The sequence below is a fragment of the Pectobacterium hainanensis genome (genome assembly GCF_046237015.1).
GTDB lineage: Bacteria > Pseudomonadota > Gammaproteobacteria > Enterobacterales > Enterobacteriaceae > JBJYIN01.
In genome coordinates, this window is sequence record NZ_JBJYIN010000002.1 from 204,979 (window position 1) to 224,583 (window position 19,605).

Annotated in this window: 26 protein-coding genes and 1 tRNA gene; 8 read left to right on the forward strand and 19 right to left on the reverse strand. The window is 40.6% G+C overall.

The annotated features are described in order from the left end of the window. Nucleotides 1–122 precede the first annotated feature (122 nt). Nucleotides 123–293 (forward strand): hypothetical protein, encoded by a 171-nt coding sequence (locus ACKPVM_RS03015; RefSeq protein WP_409306787.1) that lies wholly within the window; start codon nucleotides 123–125, stop codon nucleotides 291–293. 66 nt (nucleotides 294–359) lie between these two features. Here the strand turns inward: ACKPVM_RS03015 and ACKPVM_RS03020 are convergent, their stop codons facing one another. The 4 genes from ACKPVM_RS03020 to ACKPVM_RS03035 form a co-directional block, all read right to left on the reverse strand. Beyond that, nucleotides 360–1,511, reverse strand: a complete 1,152-nt coding sequence (locus tag ACKPVM_RS03020) for a hypothetical protein (protein WP_409306788.1) — start codon at nucleotides 1,509–1,511, stop codon at nucleotides 360–362. 11 nt (nucleotides 1,512–1,522) lie between these two features. Continuing rightward, nucleotides 1,523–2,041 carry a hypothetical protein gene (locus ACKPVM_RS03025; protein ID WP_409306790.1) on the reverse strand — a complete coding sequence of 173 codons (519 nt, stop codon included), beginning with the start codon at nucleotides 2,039–2,041 and terminating at the stop codon, nucleotides 1,523–1,525. Between the two features lie 90 nt (nucleotides 2,042–2,131). Then, nucleotides 2,132–3,400 carry a tail fiber protein gene (locus ACKPVM_RS03030; protein ID WP_409306953.1) on the reverse strand — a complete coding sequence of 423 codons (1,269 nt, stop codon included), beginning with the start codon at nucleotides 3,398–3,400 and terminating at the stop codon, nucleotides 2,132–2,134. Between the two features lie 312 nt (nucleotides 3,401–3,712). Next, nucleotides 3,713–3,958, reverse strand: a complete 246-nt coding sequence (locus ACKPVM_RS03035) for a hypothetical protein (protein WP_409306792.1) — start codon at nucleotides 3,956–3,958, stop codon at nucleotides 3,713–3,715. A gap of 106 nt (nucleotides 3,959–4,064) precedes the next feature. Between ACKPVM_RS03035 and ACKPVM_RS03040 the strand changes: the two genes are divergently transcribed. After that, nucleotides 4,065–4,463, forward strand: a complete 399-nt coding sequence (locus tag ACKPVM_RS03040) for an H-NS family histone-like protein (RefSeq protein WP_409306794.1) — start codon at nucleotides 4,065–4,067, stop codon at nucleotides 4,461–4,463. A 21-nt stretch (nucleotides 4,464–4,484) separates the two neighbouring features. After that, nucleotides 4,485–5,417, forward strand: coding sequence for a hypothetical protein (locus ACKPVM_RS03045; RefSeq protein WP_409306796.1), 933 nt, complete (start codon nucleotides 4,485–4,487; stop codon nucleotides 5,415–5,417). Nucleotides 5,418–5,497: 80 nt separating this feature from the next. Here ACKPVM_RS03045 and ACKPVM_RS03050 read toward each other — a convergent pair whose 3' ends face one another. The 3 genes from ACKPVM_RS03050 to ACKPVM_RS03060 form a co-directional block, all read right to left on the reverse strand. Further along, the gene (locus ACKPVM_RS03050; protein WP_409306798.1) at nucleotides 5,498–5,782 is read right to left on the reverse strand and encodes a conjugal transfer protein TraD; all 285 of its coding nucleotides are present in this window, start codon (nucleotides 5,780–5,782) and stop codon (nucleotides 5,498–5,500) included. A gap of 18 nt (nucleotides 5,783–5,800) precedes the next feature. After that, on the reverse strand, nucleotides 5,801–6,094 hold the full coding sequence (locus tag ACKPVM_RS03055) for a hypothetical protein (RefSeq protein ID WP_409306799.1): 294 nt from the start codon (nucleotides 6,092–6,094) through the stop codon (nucleotides 5,801–5,803). 278 nt (nucleotides 6,095–6,372) lie between these two features. Beyond that, complete coding sequence (locus ACKPVM_RS03060; protein ID WP_409306801.1) at nucleotides 6,373–6,849, reverse strand: hypothetical protein; 477 nt, start codon at nucleotides 6,847–6,849, stop codon at nucleotides 6,373–6,375. Between the two features lie 768 nt (nucleotides 6,850–7,617). On the opposite strand from ACKPVM_RS03060, the gene mobQ reads away from it, so the two are divergent. Then, nucleotides 7,618–9,018 carry a MobQ family relaxase gene (gene mobQ / locus ACKPVM_RS03065; protein WP_409306803.1) on the forward strand — a complete coding sequence of 467 codons (1,401 nt, stop codon included), beginning with the start codon at nucleotides 7,618–7,620 and terminating at the stop codon, nucleotides 9,016–9,018. Between the two features lie 87 nt (nucleotides 9,019–9,105). Next, on the forward strand, nucleotides 9,106–9,423 hold the full coding sequence (locus ACKPVM_RS03070; protein ID WP_409306804.1) for a helix-turn-helix domain-containing protein: 318 nt from the start codon (nucleotides 9,106–9,108) through the stop codon (nucleotides 9,421–9,423). Here ACKPVM_RS03070 and ACKPVM_RS03075 read toward each other — a convergent pair. The 3 genes from ACKPVM_RS03075 to ACKPVM_RS03085 all read right to left on the reverse strand — a co-directional run bounded on the left by ACKPVM_RS03075 (nucleotide 9,420) and on the right by ACKPVM_RS03085 (nucleotide 11,172). Further along, nucleotides 9,420–9,773 carry a type II toxin-antitoxin system RelE/ParE family toxin gene (locus ACKPVM_RS03075; protein ID WP_264628273.1) on the reverse strand — a complete coding sequence of 118 codons (354 nt, stop codon included), beginning with the start codon at nucleotides 9,771–9,773 and terminating at the stop codon, nucleotides 9,420–9,422. The genes ACKPVM_RS03070 and ACKPVM_RS03075 overlap by 4 nt on opposite strands. Before the next feature lie 170 nt (nucleotides 9,774–9,943). Then, nucleotides 9,944–10,600 carry a hypothetical protein gene (locus ACKPVM_RS03080; protein WP_409306807.1) on the reverse strand — a complete coding sequence of 219 codons (657 nt, stop codon included), beginning with the start codon at nucleotides 10,598–10,600 and terminating at the stop codon, nucleotides 9,944–9,946. A gap of 17 nt (nucleotides 10,601–10,617) precedes the next feature. After that, nucleotides 10,618–11,172, reverse strand: coding sequence for a membrane lipoprotein lipid attachment site-containing protein (locus tag ACKPVM_RS03085; RefSeq protein ID WP_409306955.1), 555 nt, complete (start codon nucleotides 11,170–11,172; stop codon nucleotides 10,618–10,620). Nucleotides 11,173–11,804: 632 nt separating this feature from the next. On the opposite strand from ACKPVM_RS03085, the gene ACKPVM_RS03090 reads away from it, so the two are divergent. Then, entirely contained in the window at nucleotides 11,805–12,182 is a 378-nt protein-coding gene (locus ACKPVM_RS03090) for an SEN1984 family lipoprotein (protein WP_409306809.1), read from the forward strand. A 147-nt stretch (nucleotides 12,183–12,329) separates the two neighbouring features. Here the strand turns inward: ACKPVM_RS03090 and ACKPVM_RS03095 are convergent, their stop codons facing one another. The 8 genes from ACKPVM_RS03095 to ACKPVM_RS03130 form a co-directional block, all read right to left on the reverse strand. Continuing rightward, on the reverse strand, nucleotides 12,330–13,097 hold the full coding sequence (locus ACKPVM_RS03095) for a hypothetical protein (protein WP_409306957.1): 768 nt from the start codon (nucleotides 13,095–13,097) through the stop codon (nucleotides 12,330–12,332). Nucleotides 13,098–13,848: 751 nt separating this feature from the next. Next, nucleotides 13,849–14,088: an H-NS family histone-like protein gene (locus ACKPVM_RS03100; RefSeq protein ID WP_409306810.1), complete on the reverse strand. Its 240-nt coding sequence runs from the start codon at nucleotides 14,086–14,088 to the stop codon at nucleotides 13,849–13,851. Nucleotides 14,089–14,157: 69 nt separating this feature from the next. Then, the gene (locus ACKPVM_RS03105) at nucleotides 14,158–14,460 is read right to left on the reverse strand and encodes a hypothetical protein (protein ID WP_409306812.1); all 303 of its coding nucleotides are present in this window, start codon (nucleotides 14,458–14,460) and stop codon (nucleotides 14,158–14,160) included. 72 nt (nucleotides 14,461–14,532) lie between these two features. Beyond that, the gene (locus ACKPVM_RS03110) at nucleotides 14,533–14,817 is read right to left on the reverse strand and encodes a hypothetical protein (RefSeq protein ID WP_409306814.1); all 285 of its coding nucleotides are present in this window, start codon (nucleotides 14,815–14,817) and stop codon (nucleotides 14,533–14,535) included. A gap of 146 nt (nucleotides 14,818–14,963) precedes the next feature. Beyond that, on the reverse strand, nucleotides 14,964–15,167 hold the full coding sequence (locus tag ACKPVM_RS03115) for a helix-turn-helix transcriptional regulator (protein WP_047458742.1): 204 nt from the start codon (nucleotides 15,165–15,167) through the stop codon (nucleotides 14,964–14,966). Between the two features lie 326 nt (nucleotides 15,168–15,493). Beyond that, a complete protein-coding gene (locus tag ACKPVM_RS03120) occupies nucleotides 15,494–16,708 on the reverse strand; it encodes a tyrosine-type recombinase/integrase (RefSeq protein ID WP_409306816.1) in 1,215 nt (404 codons plus the stop codon). Between the two features lie 164 nt (nucleotides 16,709–16,872). Continuing rightward, a tRNA-Arg gene (locus ACKPVM_RS03125) sits at nucleotides 16,873–16,949 on the reverse strand. 195 nt (nucleotides 16,950–17,144) lie between these two features. Then, on the reverse strand, nucleotides 17,145–17,420 hold the full coding sequence (locus tag ACKPVM_RS03130; RefSeq protein WP_409306818.1) for an autotransporter outer membrane beta-barrel domain-containing protein: 276 nt from the start codon (nucleotides 17,418–17,420) through the stop codon (nucleotides 17,145–17,147). Nucleotides 17,421–17,568: 148 nt separating this feature from the next. Here ACKPVM_RS03130 and ACKPVM_RS20585 point away from each other — a divergent pair, with 148 nt between their 5' ends. After that, nucleotides 17,569–17,727, forward strand: coding sequence for a hypothetical protein (locus ACKPVM_RS20585; protein ID WP_498044269.1), 159 nt, complete (start codon nucleotides 17,569–17,571; stop codon nucleotides 17,725–17,727). 69 nt (nucleotides 17,728–17,796) lie between these two features. Then, complete coding sequence (locus ACKPVM_RS03135) at nucleotides 17,797–18,696, forward strand: LysR family transcriptional regulator (protein ID WP_409306820.1); 900 nt, start codon at nucleotides 17,797–17,799, stop codon at nucleotides 18,694–18,696. 62 nt (nucleotides 18,697–18,758) lie between these two features. On the opposite strand, the gene ACKPVM_RS03140 is transcribed toward ACKPVM_RS03135, so the two are convergent. Then, the gene (locus ACKPVM_RS03140; protein WP_409306821.1) at nucleotides 18,759–19,604 is read right to left on the reverse strand and encodes a dimethyl sulfoxide reductase anchor subunit family protein; all 846 of its coding nucleotides are present in this window, start codon (nucleotides 19,602–19,604) and stop codon (nucleotides 18,759–18,761) included. Nucleotide 19,605 lies beyond the last annotated feature (1 nt).

Here is a 19,605-nt window from a genome sequence, read left to right on the forward strand (position 1 = left end):
CAAGGGCTAACCTCAACGTTACAAGGATAACGCTATGGCTGTCTGTCAGTTTACCTATTCCCCGCCTGAAAATCTGCATCTGGCTACTACTTTTTTGCCATATCCAGCAGAGGAGGCTTATCATGTTCGATAACACACCTCTGGAACTGGAGGAAATCATCGATCAGTGTCGGGCATTAATTTATGCGGTTGTTGAGCTGGATGAGCCTAAAGCAAAAGAGATCCTGTCTTTTGTTCTGTGGGAAAGGCTCAACACACTTCATCTGGCTTATCATAAAGAAGCTGTAAGCTAATATTCCTCGTTCAGATTATAAAACGCTAAAAGGGCCTGATAGCCCTTTTAGTTGATTCTAATATGATTATTTAGCCTGTAATTCACAACCACGACCGCATTTTTTATAAAGTGGCATATTTTTTATTTCAGCCTCAGTTAAAACAGAAGCGTCATAGTATATAGTTGGCGCGAAGAAGATGCTTAATATTTTATAAGAATAAGCAATCGGGTCGGCATTTAACTCTTTATTTCTTTTACTCTTGCTACTACTATCAAAATAGCCAGCAGGAGACTCATCTTCTCCAGAAAAACTAATATAACGATTAAATTGTATAAACGCATAGTTGCCGCATATTTGGCCTGTTGGTGATGGACCTAAATTACATGTGCTTATTTCTTTTATACTATTTTTTATTTGTTCAACATCTGGAGTCGTCTTATTTTCTGCTGCTCCCTGACTGATCGACAAACTTGTTGAGATCGACGAGGAAGTCGAGGCTGATTTACTTGCCGATAACGAAGCCGATGTACTGGCAGATAACGATGCAGATTTGGACGCGCTTAGGCTTGCACTGGTGCTGGCTGATTTTGATGCCGACAGACTGGCGCTCGTTGAAGCACTTAAACTTGCCGATGTTGAAGCAGATTTAGACGCAGAGGTCGAAGCTGATTGGCTGGCACTGATACTGTTGCTCACAGAAGCACTGATTGACTGACTTGTGCTTGCTGACTTGGAAGCCGATACAGATGCACTACTTGAAGCGCTCACGCTGGCCGACACTGAGGCTGATTTAGAAGCAGATACCGAATTTGATATAGACGATGATACCGACTTACTGGCGCTCACCGATGCCGATGTTGACGCTGATTTACTCGTAGACAGTGATGCAGACGTACTGGCAGATTTGGATGCAGAAGTCGATATTGCCGTGCTTGCTGCTACTTCGGCCTCAGAGCCTTCACGCAGTTCCCCAAGATTCAACGGAAAGGACAACGTGTTTTTTAAGATCTGCATAGAGATAGGATAGGTTTCCTGAACGCTTCCATCCGGCTTGGCACTCATCAGATAAGCATCTGCCGTGTTGAATATAGTACGAACCTGTTGAACGGTTTCCCTGACTGCCGCATCGTGTTTTTCATTACGATAAAAGCTTAATGCGGTGTAGGCAATACCCGAAGCAATCCCAAGCGCTAAAACAATCTCTAATACTGAATATCCCTTTTTGTTTATTATCATAATATTTATCCTTATTTTATCGATAGCTGATGATTTTCTCTGGCCTGCATGGTTTTTCGATAAATTTCATAACTGACGTTTACGATATTTTCTTTTTCAGAAGAACCACCAGAGGAATGAACAATATCCCCCTCAGATTGATATAGGGTGTAGGTTTTCGGATAAACAAAATGGTTGACGACAATTGTGTTATCTTTTCCTGATTTACATAATGCGGCTGTTTTATCCGTCACAACCGTGTTTCTGTTCCATGTGGTTCCTGAAGCCGGTGGTGTTAATGGCACATATTGATTATTAACCATCACTTCAAAATGTTGACCTGCTAATTGTGTTGCCAATGTCGCACAGGACTTATCTGGCACATGGCTTAGCGTCAGTTTTAAAACATTAGCACCAATATATTCTGAATTATATTCCAATAAATATAGGCTACCGATTGGCGCTTTGAAAATGCTATCGGACGACATAGTTTGTGATGTAAAACCACTGGCTAGAAATAAACATAGCCATCTTGCTCTCTTGAATATCATACATTCTCCTGAAGTTTATTACTGTATACTCAGGAGATAATCAATTTATTTGTTCTTGGCAAGGCGCTATTTATTATTTGTTTTGAAAAATCATTCAGCTTTCACAATATAATTAAATGCCACATTCTTTGGTCTTGTTTCTAATCCCATAGAAGAAGCAGGAACATAATAAGTCATGCCGCTATGATGTCCTTTTAAATAGCCACCATAGTTAGGAACAACACTTCCTTCGCTTTGGCCTTCCTGATAGCTTAATAACGCTCTGTTATCATCCAACCCACGTCCATTATCCCAGCCACGAATGAATACACCTCTTAAATCGGGTAAAAAACCTGTCGGATACGCTTTCGCCAATGATGGATAAGCGGATTTATTGAATGCCTGACCATTACAAACTAACCAGCCTATTGGTGGTGTGGCAGTAGGCCAAGGAATAGGACTCCCTACGGGAAAATCAGAAATGCTTTTCCATACGCCCGCTCGACAAATTAGCATCATACCATTGGCGTCTTTACTGATAAGCCCTGTAGATTCACAGGCTGCCCCTAATACCACCGTTGATGTCAGCTTTAAGTATTGGCCCGAAACCGTGCCATCAGATGAAATATTTCCTGATGCGGTAAGTGTTGTAGTTTGAATCACGCCTGATGCAGTAATATTTTTGGCATTATTAATGCTCTGGCCTCCCATATTCAGATCCCCTGTCATCGGGAGTGTGCCATCACGACGCAGGTAAACCGAATACATAGCGGAATCGTATCCAACACGGTAGGCCAACAACCCTGCCTTATTAATCGCATTGTAATCCGCCGACGCTTCCGTCCATTGACCTCCGGTTCCTGATGCAACAGTAGCGGATTGCGTCATACCACTGTCAATTCCTGCTGCTTGCATAGCACGGCCTAACAGGTCATAACGAATACGGTTCCCCTCTGACCAAGGCAACGTTGTGATAACAAGTCCGTTAATAACGTAGTTGGGCGTAGTTCCTGCACGTTTTAACAGAATCTTATAAGAAGACTTTTGCATGTTGATACCAGTATGACCCGCAGGCAACAACCCTTCATTCACCAACGTCTGATAAGTAATTTCACAGCCATTAGCCGAGCAGGTCCTCGGACCCGGATCGCAGGTTTGGCTACTACTGGATGAGAGCGTTGAAAGCTTGTCATAGCGGATGCTGATATAACGATTTACCGCTTCTCCCATCTGTTTCATCTGTGAACCTACGGTATTAGCCAAGATATTTTCTTGATCTTTTTTCATATCCTGAAACTTCATGAATGCCATTGCAACACCGACGCCTAACACCAATGTTATTTCTAATAGAGAAAACCCTTTTTTATTTGTTACTTTCATTTCATCGTCCTTTTTCATTTTTACGTACTCTTTAATTAACAAAAATAAAAATGGGGTCAAGATATCTATAATGGATTAATTGATAAAAGGGTGAGCGCCCTTTTATTTACAATGAAGTGAAAGTAATCGTATTGCTGTTTCCACCAGACTGACACGATGATGCAATGGCTACCATATTTATATCACTGCTGACTTTTTATAATAAGTACCTATGGAAAATCAATAATTACATTAACAGCCAAGATAATAAGAAATACAGTCACATAAACAAAACCATATCGACCTTTTGTTATTTTTTTAATATGTTTCCTCTCAGAAATATTTTTGAGCATTCTTTAAAAAACACCATAAACTGTTAGTTATCATCAGTACGATACCTAACAACATGAAAAACACACCAACCCCAGCAGCCCCCAAAGAATACAAAATAAGATGGCTTAAAAAATCATGACTGATATGGAAAAGTGCCCATCCCAAACCATATGGAACGATTAAAACGGCTAAAAATACTATTGTATAAATAAATCCAGAGTAGATACCTAATTTTTCCCTCTTCATTGTTTCCTCCTTAGTTATATTGATATATAATTTAACGTTGTTGATTGTCAAATTTTTGACCCACTACTCAACAACAACCTATTTCTCTTTATCAGGATGGCCGACTATGAGCGAAGCCTTAAAAGTATTAAACAATATTCGTACCCTGCGTGCTCAGGCGCGTGAACTTGATTTGGCAACATTAGAAGAAATGCTGGAAAAATTGACCGCGATTGTTGAAGACCGCCGTGAAGAAGAAGCCAACGCCCAACAACAAAATGCAGAACGTCAGGCCAAGCTTGAAGCCTTCCGTGCTCAATTACTGGCTGATGGAATTGATCCGGCTGAACTGCTTGAAGGTATATCACCAAAATCTGCAAAAGCTAAACGTGAACCTCGTCCTGCTAAATATAAATACGTTGATGAAAATGGCAATGAGCAGACGTGGACAGGTCAGGGCCGTACTCCTAAAGTTATCAAGGAAGCGCTGGAAAACGATAATCGCCTAGAAGATTTTGAGATCTAATAGTAGTAAAGGGGATAATAAATGGATATAAAAGAATTTTCAGACGAAATTGAAACACTAAAAAAAGAAGCAAAAATCTTTTTTGACTTAGCAGGATTAGAGTGTGTTAATAAAGAAGAAGAATATCCATTCGTAAGAGCCGACAGAAATGTTTATTGGGAAACTCTTTCTCAAAAAACTCATAAGCAGTCACAAAAGACCCAAGAAAAACTTCTAGAAGTAATCGCCATAATTATACCTATACTTAAAAATTCCTCATTACTTAATGATGCTGATGAGAAAGATGTAGGTATTTGTGCAAAACGTATGCGTGCTACACTTAGGCTTCGAAAATTTAAGTCTTGGGATATCGAGGTTCTTCATGATGAAGGCTCTGTCTTAGGGGTATCTCCCCCCGGACAATCCGAAGATAGATACAACTTCCCAGATGATGCAAGGAAAGAGTTCTTTGAATGTGTTGAACAACTAGAGGATATTCTGCAATTAATAAAATTAACGCCTACAAATATCCCTAATGGGTTAATTACAAAAAACCAAAATTTACCACAATCTTATAAGCCCAACACGGCTTTTATTATGATGTCAATCAATAATTCCCCTGAAAATGAAGATATTTATAATATATATAAAGAATGTTTTGATAAATTTGGAATTAAAGCCGTAAGAGCGGATGAGATCGAGCATGATGAAGTCATAACCAGCAAAATAATTGAAGAAATAAAATATAGTGAATTTCTTTTAGGAGATCTAACCGATGAACGTCCTAGTGTTTATTACGAGATAGGATATGCCCATTCTTTAGGGCGAAGAGTTATTCTTTACAGGAAGTTTGGCACAAAAATTCATTTCGACTTAGCCGCTTACAATTGCCCTGAATACAAAAATAATACAGAATTAAAATCTTTGCTCATGAAAAGGCTTGAACAAGCGACAAACCGAAAACCTGACCAATAGTCATAATTATTTTAATATAAATGGTACCGACCTAGAAACAAGTTTTAGGTCGGCTCACCGTTCGGACGTGAAAAACATGATTAGGACTTGGATTTATTTAAAACATTTTCGATATAGTATTGGCCTTGTGCTTTATACCTTTCAATATCATTTTCATGAAGATTAGGGATATCGAGCAGAATCCCAAAAACTAACTCTTTATCTACATAACCAATATCACATCCTAAGACTTTGGCAACCTCTGCACCGAAAATAATCTTCTGGCGTGTATTCTCTTTTTTCGTTTGTTGTTTCTTTTTGGCTTCCAAGAAGTATAGGCGTTCCTGTGCTGAAGCAATTTGCTGTTTGATGGTTTTTCTTATCATTGTTTCTCCTTTATAATTTTATTTATTATCAGCGTCCCAATCCCAAAATGAATCTGAATGGTCGTTTTTAACTATCGGCTTTTTTGGTTTGTATGGAATATTTGTGTATTCGTATCCAGAGGCTATTCTTTTCTTTATGGATTTAATACGAAAACGGAAATAATCCTTTTCTTCTTTTTTTCTAACTTCCTCTCTCTTTCTATTAATGATATCTGTTGCATGGGAATAAGCTTGTTCAATATTGGTGTAGATACCATCCTCAATTAATCGTCTTGCTACCCAATCAATGGCCTCATCATGATTTTTATGCATACTCTCTCCTTGTAATATTCAGTGCAATTCAATTAACACATTTTGAATAATTATCAACAGGATAGAGAATTATATTTTTATCTGATAAACCACAAACTCAACAGCCCAATATTTATTCCCCAAGCCACAGCATTTATTGTCATTAAAATTAATGCTGTTTCATCCAGTTCACCAAGCCTCATGTTATTCTCCTTTTCTTTCACGTCTGTTATTGTTTACTTTATTTTTATTGAAATGACAAATTATCATAATGAGGCCATAGTTATTAATTTATACACTTACCACTTCACCATCCCATGATCGATACTTTTACCAAATTCTTTAATCAATCCGTCATTTATGTATGATCTTATTTTTAGTTTTCGAAAATTAAACCCATAGGCTTCTTGTTGAAAAATAGTAATAACCATTGGAACGTCAGAATGCACGCCCCTACCGCTATTTAGCCAATTAACTATTTTATCCAAAGCTATCTTCTTGAACTTTTCAACACCTGCATTAAATTGTATATCAGCATCCTCTATCACCTTTTCCATTTCACTGTTTATTTTATCGTTAGGATCACGTAAAAGAATTAAAGATACTTCTTCACCTATATCTCTTTTTATTTCTATAATCTCATCATTATATGTTTTTATGATTTCCTTTAACTCATCATAAAATTTACCATAAAAATAGAAATCTCGTGTTATGCATAAATTGATATGCTCAAACGGTTTCTTTGCTTTTATTGGTCTCTCATCTTTTTTATTCATTATATTTATCCTTTAGTTCGATGACTATACTGGTTTTATTCGATATGGTTATCTTTGTCAAAAGCAGCACTTTGTGGTTGTCGCAAACAATCACATCGCTGAAAACAGAGCCTGCCCCTGTTAATATTGGATTTGTCCAATCATGGTTTTTAGTTAGATATTTTGCTAGTGCTCACTTACGTAAAATAGGTCAGACCATAAAAGATAATTGTGATAAAATGAAGAGGAAAATGAAATTTAAAAACATAGTGTGCAAAACCACCCTGTGCTTAAAACCTCGATCTCTCCGCGTTACTTATTTTTGTTAACTAGTGCTTTTGTTTTCACCTGTTAAATTTTATTCTGATTTTCATGGCTAGCCTGTGAATTGTGCAACAGGGAAAACTATCTAACAAGCCTCTTATTTTCTGTTTTAGGTCTTTCCCGCCTTACGGCGGGATAAATTAACACTTTTCTTGTCCTTCGGACGCCATCTAAAAGCCATTGGGGTAATATTGCGGAATACTTCGTCCTTTTATCTAGATTGCGCCGCTTAATTCGGCGTTTTGTTTTACAGGCACTCATATATTTCGTATTAATTAATAAGAAGGCTTTTACATTTTTTCTTTTTTTAAGAAAACAATGCCCACTTATACACTCACTGCGTGAGCGTGTGGGCCCTACCGGGGGTTGCCTGCCGCAGGCTAAAAGCAAAACCAAGGTCAAGACATAGAGTTTTTCTTACGAAAAACTAACAGCAGCATGGTTATATTTGAGGTTAATTAGTATATGGCGATATTTCATCTGGAGTTTAAAATTGTGAAACGTTCTGAGGGCATGTCTTCCTGTAGGAAGGCTGCCTACCATGCGCGTTGCAAGATAACAGATGATCGCACTGGCAATACCTACGATTTCAGCCATCGTTCTGATTTATTCCACCATCAGATATTATCCCCTGATTCTGCTCCTTCTCATATTATTGAAAGCTCTACAGCTCTTTGGAATGAAGTAGAAAGGGTTGAGCGTCAGAAAGACGGTCAAACAGCCCGTTATTTTGATGTGGCTATTCCCTGTGAATTGAACAATGAAGATAAGATAAACTTGGTTGTTGAATACTGCCAGAAGAATTTCGTTGATAAAGGGATGATTGCTGATATCGCTTTTCATGATCTCAATGGTGAAAATCCTCATGCTCATGTGATGTTGACTTTAAAACCGATCACCGCTGATGGCTTCGGCAAAAAAGAAAGAAGCTGGAACGACAAGAAAAACGTAATTCTTTGGCGCGAATCATGGTCAGTGATTGCCAATCGCTATCTTACTGCTGCTGGCAGCAATGAGCGTATTGATCACCGTTCTATTGATACCCAATACAATGAAGCACTCGAAAACGCCGCTATCACCTTAGACGTGGAAGAAAAAGCGCTATGGCTTGCCAAGGCAACGTTGACCAGCCGTTCCCCTATGCAACGTGTTCATCGTGCCAAATGGAACAGCAAAAGCGTTCAGGATAAACGTGCTGCTGAACAGGCTGTTCGTGATGAGATGAAACAAGAAGCTCAGGCCACATACAACACCTTCAAAGATTTGGATCTTCAGGTCGTTGTTGACCTCAGAAGTTTCACCGTGTCCGAGCTTCCTGAGCCTGTTGAAATCGTATTACCGGAAACAGGTTCGCAGTCGTCATCATCCGAAGAGCAACAGCCTGTTCTGGTTGCCCCTGCATCTCATACACGCACTAAATTGAAAACCCCATCCTCTTCAACTGCCAGAGCGGTTAAACGCGCTCCCGTTAAAAGTAATAGGAAGCAGGTTAAACCTAGTCAGGATGGTTTGTTCAAGCGTTTCACCCTACTGGTGGTTGAATATATAAGGGAGAAATTAGTCTGGGCCAAGAAGAAGCCTGCTATCCCTGATGTTGAGCACGATAAGCGTATTGCCGAAAACTATGTCTTTGATGAGGTGCAGGGGATCTATGTTCCACGCGCTGAACATGAAAGACGCACAAGGTTCAACAGTGATGATTACAAGCCAACCAAGGAAGAGATCGCACGTTTTCCGAGTCGTCCCAGACAGAAGCAGCCAGAAACAGATAACAGTATGTGTCTCACTTCAATTATCTCATCGAAGCAGATTAGAAAAGGTCCTTTCCCCACACTGCGCCCACCCGGTTATCGCGATAGAGAGTGATCAGTAAACAGAACACTTTTTGTCCAGTAGACTTGACGGATTATCTAAAATATTAGATAATCCACACATCGTTATCAGGAGGTGTATATGGCCTTAAAATTCTACGAAAGTCCTTTCCATGTGACACATGATGCTGATACTGCCAGCAAAATGGCAATGAAAATGGATTTATCGATCATGATCATCAATTTGATCAAAGAGAAAGGCTGGACGCAAAAAGAAGCGGCTGAAAAACTCGGCATCAACCAATCCCGTGTTTCAGAACTGAAAAATGCCAAAATTGAGCTTTTCACTATTGATGCCATGTTCGACATGTTAGATGCACTCGGTTTCAGAGCTAAAATGTCAATGACAAGTCTGCATCAGGCATCAATCGCAATTACAGAAACCGAAGCAGCCGCTTAACGTTTTTTACAGCGTTCAGCCTCTCTGACATCAGCCATAAGTTCCTTGAGTCGTTTTTCAGCTACGTCTTTAGCTTTACGATCAACACCGTTGGTAGTTTTTTTAAAGGAATGTAAAACTACCACGGTATCAAGATACTTTGCGACGTAGGTGCATCGGTATGCCGGGCTACCATTTATTTTCAGCTCAATAACGCCTATACCAACGCTATCAAGAAAATCAATAGGCAATTCAGGATCTTGCCCAAATTGAATACGACGTAAATCTTTTCCAAACTCATCTTGCACATCAGCAGGAAGTGCTTTGTATTCCCTTTCAGCGGCATCGTTAACAAATGCGAAATTTTTCAAGAAAACTCCTTGTAATAATTTGTCCCAAGCACCTGTCTTATTCTTTACTATAGCCAATTGAAAAACAAGAAGAACTCGGTATGAATAAACAGCCGAGAGCTGATAGCAGTCAGGACCTCACCCAACAATGTCACTCACAGGGTTAGGAAGAACAACGTTCAATATTGAAATTAAAGATTTTCGTCTCTTTTTTTAAGGGCATCCCGATAACGCTGCTGTTCAACGATACTCAGATTGGGATCAGACAGAACACTTGCGCCCTTCACAGCAATATCGTAGTCAATTTGAGATTGTATTTCATATTCTTTGGTCGGTTTAAAATAATCGGATTTCAGTGCGGATGACGGCGCATAAGAGCCAGAATATGTTTTACTTCCAGCACAATCGAGATAAGCCAACAGACTGGCAAACAAGAAGAAAAATGTCCACACCACATTGAATCCGTTAAGCGTATATCCACTACCATTCACATCTGAAAACACGCCGTGAAATCTAATCGCGTAGACAATCAAGAATGATGACAGGATAACAGCCCGACTTTTCCCGACGGTTAAATGCTTACGTATGAATCTCACGGTTGGCATCAGCATGACCACAAACAGCGCGATAGCAACTAACACCAGCCATACAGGAAACAGCCCGTATTTTTGCGTAATGTTTTGCGACAGCGTCACCAGCGACAGCACCAAGAAAGTGTTAAGCAGGTAAAGCCTGACAGCCATCGATACCTTCACCTGTTTTTGTCTATTACCGATAAACAGCACCGGAGCCAGTGATGGTATGTTCATCAGCAGACCAGTGAAAAACACCCAATAGATAGTGTTCATAGCGTCTTTTCCTGTAATTACCGAGCGGCCCAGCCGTTATTGGTTTTCACCAGAACAATTTTGCCATCTTCTGGTTCAGCCATCCCTTTCACGCCAGAGAACGCATTTTTATCTACCCAGCCCGGAACGCCATCCAATTTCCACGTATAGGTCACTTGCGTCATTTTAGCTCTAGCGCCATCACTCGGTTCAGTCCAACTGGTGATCTCAGCAACAACACGATTACCAACACAGGCACCTTCCTTACGGTCCCAAAACTCAACCTCTTGTCCTTTGTCTGTTACTTCCAGAACATCAACACTGCTAAAGCCATTTGCCTGCTGTGAAACAGTGAGCAATCCCTGTTCAACAAGCCCTTTCAGGATTTCATCGCTGGCATTGTATCCAGCAGAACGGTAACCATGATTAACCTTTACTGGAAAACCTTTGTTGAACGCAAAGTCATTGTTTTGCAGTGAGTAGCACACCTTTGACTTTGAAATTTTCGCGTTAATCGCCTTCTCAAAATCGCCTTTCTCACCACATCCCGCCAGAACAAGGGCTGTGCAAGTAACGAATAAAATTTTCTTCATCTTCCTATCCATCCTGATAATCACCAATGCTGTTATGTAGAGGTAGTCTGCTGCACACCTGTAGTCGTTAAAGCTTGTTCTTACTGGCATAACGCAGCAAAACCATCTGATTAACCAATTGATAGGATTCAATTATTTTTGTGGGCCGTCATATCGTTTGTAACGATCAAAATCAAAATAATGATAGATATTAACTATCATATTTTATTATTCGATCGATTAAATCAATTAACATACCGATCGAAAAAGCATTATTAATCGCTAATATCTATCAATATCAATTTATCGATCTGAGTTATCGATCATTTTCTTGCTAGATGAATCGTTACTGGATAAAGTGAGCGGAAGGACCTCAGGACCGTTTACACGCTGGTTTGTAGGGATAGAAAGTCAAACCCTATGACCAACAGCCAGCACTGCCCTATGACCCTTGCTTAGCCTTTATTAATGCAACATCAGGGAAAACAACCATAAGGGATGCCGTTAGCTGATTAGATAAAAAAACACACAGGCTTTTAATAAGCGGCTTTCTTCACTATTGATTAACACAAACTTTAATAGCCAGATGCGACACAACGCTGGTCCCGGTCTCTTTACGCCTATTTTACGTTTACTGTTTATATGGAGTTAACATGAAAAAACTTTTTATCGCTGCGTTGGTGATCCTGCCTCTTACCGCTTGCACCACCTACGGCAACAAATCCCTTAAAGACGAATCGCAACAAACCGTAAGAAACAAAATCGTTAAAGGGAAAACTACCCAGCAAGATGTTATTAACGCATTCGGGGAACCACAAACGCGAGCCACCAATGAGGGACAGGAAATGTGGTCCTACTCCAGCATGTCAGGTGAGAGTCAGATCTCAAACTACATTCCCGGTCTGGCCCTGCTTAAGAACAGCAACACGGCTCACATAAACTCCCTTGAGATCTGGTTCAAGGGAAATGTTGTTGACCGATATAATTTCAGCCAGACGGCGAGTAAGGTATCGCGTGGGTTGTTGGATTGATTTTGCAAAGCAGATAAATAATTAATAGGCCGTCATCCGATCGACGGCACTATCTGAAAAAAAAACTGTTATCATTACTATATTATTTTTTTCATGTGTCGTATTGATTTATTAGTTGTTCACCTTTCTTGTAAATCAATCGTCTTCCTAAATATCATCCCAATATAATGGTTCATCTGGTGGCACAAGACTTATGTTTTCAACTGAGGTGCTGACTTTTATACTTCCGCGCTTTGCGAATCCCTGCGACTTTTTAGCCTGTAATCTGGCGATTAGCACATCGATGTCTTCTTGACTATTTACATCTTGAATGACTGACTCAATAGACCTACGCTTATCTTCATTTTTAGTATAGTCTCCTCCGCTATCAGTAACGCTTTCATCTCGTTCAATCTCTATAGTTTCTTTCTTTTTTCTAATCTCAGAAACAAAGCGAGCCCTATCACCGTTGAAAACAATTGCAGGGTTTATGAAATACCAGTTTTTTTCATTAGTTTTAGCAATAATACGTTTCTCGATGAGTTCCTTTATCCCCCGGTAAAAGATAGATTCAGATAAGACAAAATGATCTATCTTTTCCGCAAGAGACATTGCTTTTTTACAACTCAGGTAGAAATGATCTTTGCCTATCGCATCCTGATAAATACGTAAAAAGATAAAAAATACTTTGTATGCTGTTTTCGTGAGATCAAAATAGGCTTTTATTTGTGATGTATAGAGTTTGATGAACTCTTCTTTATCAACCTCTTGTGTATGCACAATATTAGCAAAGTAGCTTCGACTGGCATCTTTTCTTTCTATAAGTTCCGTTCCCCTTGAAACAGTCAGATTTTTCTTTCTTGTCTCAATCTTTAGTTCTGTCTCAAAGCAAAAAGGGTTTAAACCTAAATCCAAGTCAACTTCCATTTCTTTAATCATATTATCACCTTTTATTATTTTATTTATAATAAAGTAAATACCATGCATGAAACAGATATCAAGTTTTTTTGCATATTTTTTTGCGAAAATACTTTATAAATCGCAAGTTTTCCCGTGACGATGATTTAAATTACTGTCATTTTTTAGCGTAAAAATGATATAAGAACTGACTACAGAGTCAGGAAAACTTACTGTGCAGCCAGTAATGCTGACCATAGAGTCAGTAATACTGACCGTATAGTCAGTCGTTGTTTTCCAACACAAGCCTTATTCCCCAAGGGCTACAGGCCGTTTTTGTCTTAACTTAATTTTGCAAGAAGTAAGAGATAATATTTAAGAGGATTAAAAGAAACCGGGCGATTTTTATGATCGCCATACAGGGTTTCTAATAATTTATTGCTAATTATTACTTTCTATTTAACTAAAATCTTTTTTTTGAAAATCCCCACCATCTATGAGCTAACGCTCATGTGCTGACGCACGGCTACGCCCTAATGCTGACATAAAAATATTTTTCCTATTGGATCAAAAGCCATTTATCAAAGCAGCACTTGGTGATTGTCGCCAACAATCACTTTGCTGGACAGGGCTTGCCCCTGTTAATGATGGATTTATTCATTAATGATCGTGGCGATAGCCGCTAATAACAAAATGTAAAATTTAAATATTAATAGCCACCAAACTTTCGCAAACACCAACTTTACTAATTTTTCGATAGAACTTAATGAGTATATTTCTTGTAGACTGGCTACTGCCAGTCACATAGTTCCTGTGGTGAAATACCATCTCGCGCCATCAGCTTGAGGAGCCTCTTCATCCTCAGCTTACGCACCTTATTTTCACCAATCTCCTGATAATACTCCTCACGCCGCTCCTCTACCACTTTTCTAAACTTCTTCAACAGTTGATTCAGTGTTTTCATGTCAGTAGTAGCGGCTTCAGCTTGGATTTTTTTATACATAAACATAACGTGGAACTCATCAATCATCAGATTTCTCCTATTATAATAAACATTGTTTATCTGCCCCTTACGAGGCAAATATATCATCAATGGAAACTACAAAGATTTATGAACAAATAAATACGAATGCCTTACCAGCAGATTAGCGATAACCTTAAGATCAACCTCGTCAATATTTACAGTATTTCCTTCTTTCTGTGTTAAACTCTGAAAGTTATTTTTAATATGCATTATCACGCACATGATAGTTGCACTCATAAAATCATGATCACTAATACACTCTCTTATATCCCCATCGTGATCATTTTGTAAACTGATCCAACTTGCCTCAAACGATCTTTTAGCAAGATCAAGGAACAGTTTTGTAGATTTGTTTTTAACTTTATTATTTTTAGACATAATTAACTCTCACTTTTATATGGTTATTTAATATTTAGTTTATTTTCGGCCCCAAGAAGGGGCCAAATAGATTTACATATAGGCTAACATTAATGCTTTGGTATGCAGCGTCATTACCTCCATTCTTACTCCTTCGAAATCGATAAGATAGCGCTTATTTTTTGCCACACCCTTTTTAGCTCGTTCGATTACTTGGTCATAGACTGTTTCCATATAATGATTATCAGTAAGTAAATTAAATGCCTCTTTTGGCCCTTTTTTGACTATATCCCAATAGATACGGTAATACTCTTTCATCGCTGATATTAGAAACATCTCAGTAGCGATCCTATCAAAACCATTATTTTTCTTATTCATATATTTTTCCTTTTCTTTGTTTATAGTGTAAAACACCCTGCATTATTAATGCATGAAATATTTTAGTTTTTATTTTATAGTATTGTAAAAAACACAGCGTTTAACGTTTTACATAGAACCTCCTCATCGTATTAATAATGTATTTTTCATTGATCAGCGTGTTTACGTGAAAACTGAATAATGTTTTCAATCCATTCATCGATTTCACTTTCAACAAAAGCTCTGGCTCTTATTCCAATCTTTATCGGTTCTGGGAATACGCCCCGGCTAATAAGTCGATAAATCCATGCTTTGCTATATCCTGTTTTATTCATCACTTCCGGCAGGCGAATAAGTCTTCTTGTTGTCATATATTTCTCCGTTGTTGTTTTGATGAATGTAGTATCTGCAGATCGCTTATGACGTTCAAGCCTCGGAAAATCAGAATTGAACTTGAATTGAGTGTTTTTCATACAAAAAAAGATGAAATGGCGGGAGAGCTGTCACTGGGCGGGGTGTAGAGCGATTTATCAATAAGTGCTATTTATTTTGCTGTTTTAAGGTATTTTATAATTTACATATTAATCAATTGGTTAATCAATATCAGTTTAAATTCTGACTTAATTCTTATCTGCTTTAGCCAAGAAAAAGGGCTATGCCCGTTAAGACATAGCCCTTCTTTCATCAGCAGTTATCCTTACCCACGTCGATTAAACGCTCCCTGCACCACATTGCCGCCTTTCTCAAGGCTTGCCATGTAGTCGGCATACCATTGCAGCATCTCACGTCTACCATCGAGATATTGCGCATGGTTGTAGGTGCCACGGATAGCATTCTTATCAACATGCGCCAGTTGGGTTTCAATCCACGCGGTGTTGTAGCCCTGTTCATGAAGAATGGTGCTCATGGTATGACGGAAGCCGTGACCCGTTAACTTGCCACCATAGCCAATACGTTTTATCACTTGGTTAATGCTGGCTTCACTCATTGGCTTTCTGGAGTCATTACGACCGGGAAAAACCAGACAATAACCGCCTGTAATTTCCTGCAGTTCTAAAAGTAAAGCTTTTGCCTGACTGGATAACGGCACGAGGTGAGGGCGGCGCATTTTCATGCGTTCAATAGGGATCTGCCAGATATCTTTGTTAAAGTCGATTTCCTGCCATTCCGCAGCCCTTAGTTCAATGGTGCGTAGACCTGTCAACATCAGCAGGCGAGTGGCAATTTGAGTAATGCGACTTCCACTATAACTGGCTAAGGCATTCATAAACGATCCAAGCTCATCAGCCATTAGGTGAGGGAAGTGCTTTTGTTTTGGTGCTTTCAGTATGCCAACCAGATCGGTGACGGGGTTGTTCTCAGCGCGTCCTGAAATGATGGCGTAAGTGAAAATTTGCCGACATGCCTGACGAGTTTTCTTTAACTTATCCAGTACGCCACGCTGTTCCAGTTTGCGCAGAACATCTAACATCTCTTTGGATTTGATGTCAGCTATAGGTCTTTTACCAATATGGGGGAAAATATCTTTTTTCAGATATTCTAGGATGTCATCAGCATAACCTTTTGACCAGTTAGGTCGCTTGTGCTCATGCCATTCCAAAGCGATCAGTTCAAAGCTGTTATTGACTGCAGCAATTTTGGCCTGTTTTTCTACTTGTTTCTCTTCACTGGGATCGCCGCCATTGGCAAGAAGCTTCTTCGCTTCGCCTCGTTTCGCTCTGGCATCTGCCAGTGACACATCAGGGTAGGTGCCTATGGAAAGTAGTTTCTCCTTACCGGCATAGCGATATTTTAAACGCCAATAGCGTGAGCCGTTGGTGTTAACCAGTAAATACAAACCTCCACCATCAGCGAGCTTGTAAGGCTTATCTTTGGGTTTAGCGACGTCAACTTGCCGTGCTGTTAGCTTCATTTGGGGGTATCACTTTTATTGAACCTGCGGATACCCCCAAACATACCCCCACTTGAGCGTAGAACACAAGAGACACAGGTGGACGTCAGAAGACCTGATATTAGGTAAATATGCTGATTTTAAAGGGATTAGTAGACTTTAATTGACGTCAAAAGACGAAGGAATGGTACGCCCTACAGGATTCGAACCTGTGACCTACGGCTTAGAAGGCCGTTGCTCTATCCAACTGAGCTAAGGGCGCATGCAAAGAGATGCTACTGTTAGTGGGATAAACAGTGGGCTGGATTATACCCACACACCTCAATGAGTCAACGGATTGCGCCTGATTTTCTGCCGTACGGTGAATCGCTGTACAGTTCTATTGGCGAGTCCATCGTTCAGTACGCTATGTCGGAAAGCCGTTATCATTACCGATAATGATAACAGCGAGCGATTATCAGGAATAATTCACGCCAAGTGAGACCCGTCCTGCCTTATAAGATGGCATATTGGTATCTACACCGATAGCGCCCGTCACACTCAGGTTATGCATCACATTTCCTTTTACGCCAAATTTGTATTCGGCACGATCGGCAGGCATCGGTTCCCGTACTGTCGTTTCATCCATGCGCATGGCTTGTGATGATGGTCCATGCCACCAATTGGTTTCTATGAATCCCTGCATCAACGTTTGTCCATTCTTGTCCAGCCTGTCTTCATAAAACCTGACCACAAAGGTGTAGTGACATTATTATCAGACATATCGGATGCTGCGGATCCGTTGGCCGTTGTGTGATCTTTTGCTCGATAGGCGGCAACAGATACGCGTGCTCAACTGGCTCTACTTGGGTGCAGTCGGGCTGGTGGAGTAGCACGGCGATGTGCGGCAGATGCATGTTATCCACAACTGGTATTACCTTGGATCGGTAAACGATATCGCCGATGCAGCACGCTTGACCAAGGTAGCTCTCGGTTTTGAAGATTTTAAGCGGACTGATGTTAAAGAGGCAGCATCAGGTCATTTTACTGGAATGATCTGATCTCATCGACATTCATCGCGGCTGATGAATGATAATATGGATTATCCACATTTATGCTATGGATTTTCGATGTTATTTACGCTGCGCCAACTTGAATTTTTTGTCGCTGTTGCCGATGCCGGACAAATCTCTAAGGCAGCGTTGTTTTGTAACGTTTCCCAATCGTCAATGACGGTTGCGCTGCAAAATCTGGAAGAGCAATGCGGAAGAGCGCTGTTTACCCGTCATGCTAAAGGAATACGCCTGACGGAAACCGGAGAACGTCTATTACGTCATGCCAGAAAGGTATTAAACACCGTTCAGCTCGCGACGGATGATATGCTGATTCCGTCTAACGATCTGAGTGGAACGCTGCGCATTGGTGTCACTGAAACCCTCTCGGCCTATATGCTACCAGCGCTACTGAACTCGATTACGGCGCGCTTTCCTTCTTTGCAATTTAGCCTGGTTGAGTATCCTTCTCCCCAACTATGTCAGGCGATAAGGGCAGGGATGGTTGATCTGGCGTTGATGCTGGTGTCTAACATCGTGCTGCCAGAGGATTTTGCGACAGAGATATTCATTCGATCGACTCGGCGATTATGGACCTGTGCTGGTCATCCATTACAGAATGCGCCAACGATTACGTTGCAAAGTATTGCGAAAGAAGATTTTTTGCTTCTCGATATGGATGACCATATCCCTACCGTCAATCATTACTGGGCTGAGCAAAATCTGCAACCACGCATCAAATTTAAATCGACCTCCATTGAGGCGATAAGAGGTATGGTGGCGCAAGGCCACGGTGTCACCATTTTGTCTGATTTTGTGTATCGTCCCTGGTCGTTGGAAGGCAATCGTATTGTCCGGCGGGATGTGAGTAACGTGATCCCTTCGATGGATATTGGGGCCGTGTGGTTACAAGCGCGTCCTTTGCTGCCCAGCGCTGAAATATTGATAGATTTCATCCGTAAACAAAAAAATGCGTAATCATCCCCCTGTTCTGTGCCATCAATGGGCTGTTAGCCAGCCCATTGATGGCTAGCGCACGATTACCCTCCAACGCTAAAGAACGCGTAGCGCCCTAAGAACTCGCCAATGATGGTTATCATCAACGCCAGTGAGAGCAGAGCGGGCAATGATTTTCGTGGCAATCGGGTTACATAGGTCACCAGCAGGACCAGTGTGATGCCCAACAGCAGATAACGCCACAGCGTCAGTGTTCCGACATTCACAGCAGCGGTTTTAATGCTGATACCTTGCGCAAGATTGGGGGCAAAGGCAGAAAACATGACAATGATTGCAACCGTAACCAGCACAAAACCCAGCAGGTAGAAACGAAGCAAAGGTGTCATGGCACGCGCACTCTCATCCTCTGCCAGTTGGTGTAACCGCGGCCACAGGCACAGCGCATACAACAGGCTGCCCATCATAAACGCCGAACCATAAAAGCCTGCATAGGTTCCCCATCCTTGCCAAAGGATAAAACGGCTATGGTCGTAAATGGCTGACATGACGAAGATATCCGACACGCCGACCAATGCGGTGAGCCCCAGCAGTGTGGTAGGTAGCTGTTTTTTCACTAGTGCATAAACCAGTGTCAAAAATAGCAAGCCCATAAACAGCGCTGTGAACAGGATTTCGCGGCTCATCCAGGATGAGGCGATATGGCTAAGTGTAAATAGCGCATGCCACGGGTTACCCAGATGCGCAACGGATGCCAATAAGCCAATGCCGCCGCACAGTAACGCACACAAGAGTGCGGGACTCGCAAGCTTCAGCCGTTTGTCATCGGTCAACGTAGTGAAAATGAATGTATGGCAATACCAAACGGTGACGACACAACCGATAGTGATTTGCATCAGCAAGGTAAAAAAGATCAATGGCCATTCGTGCATG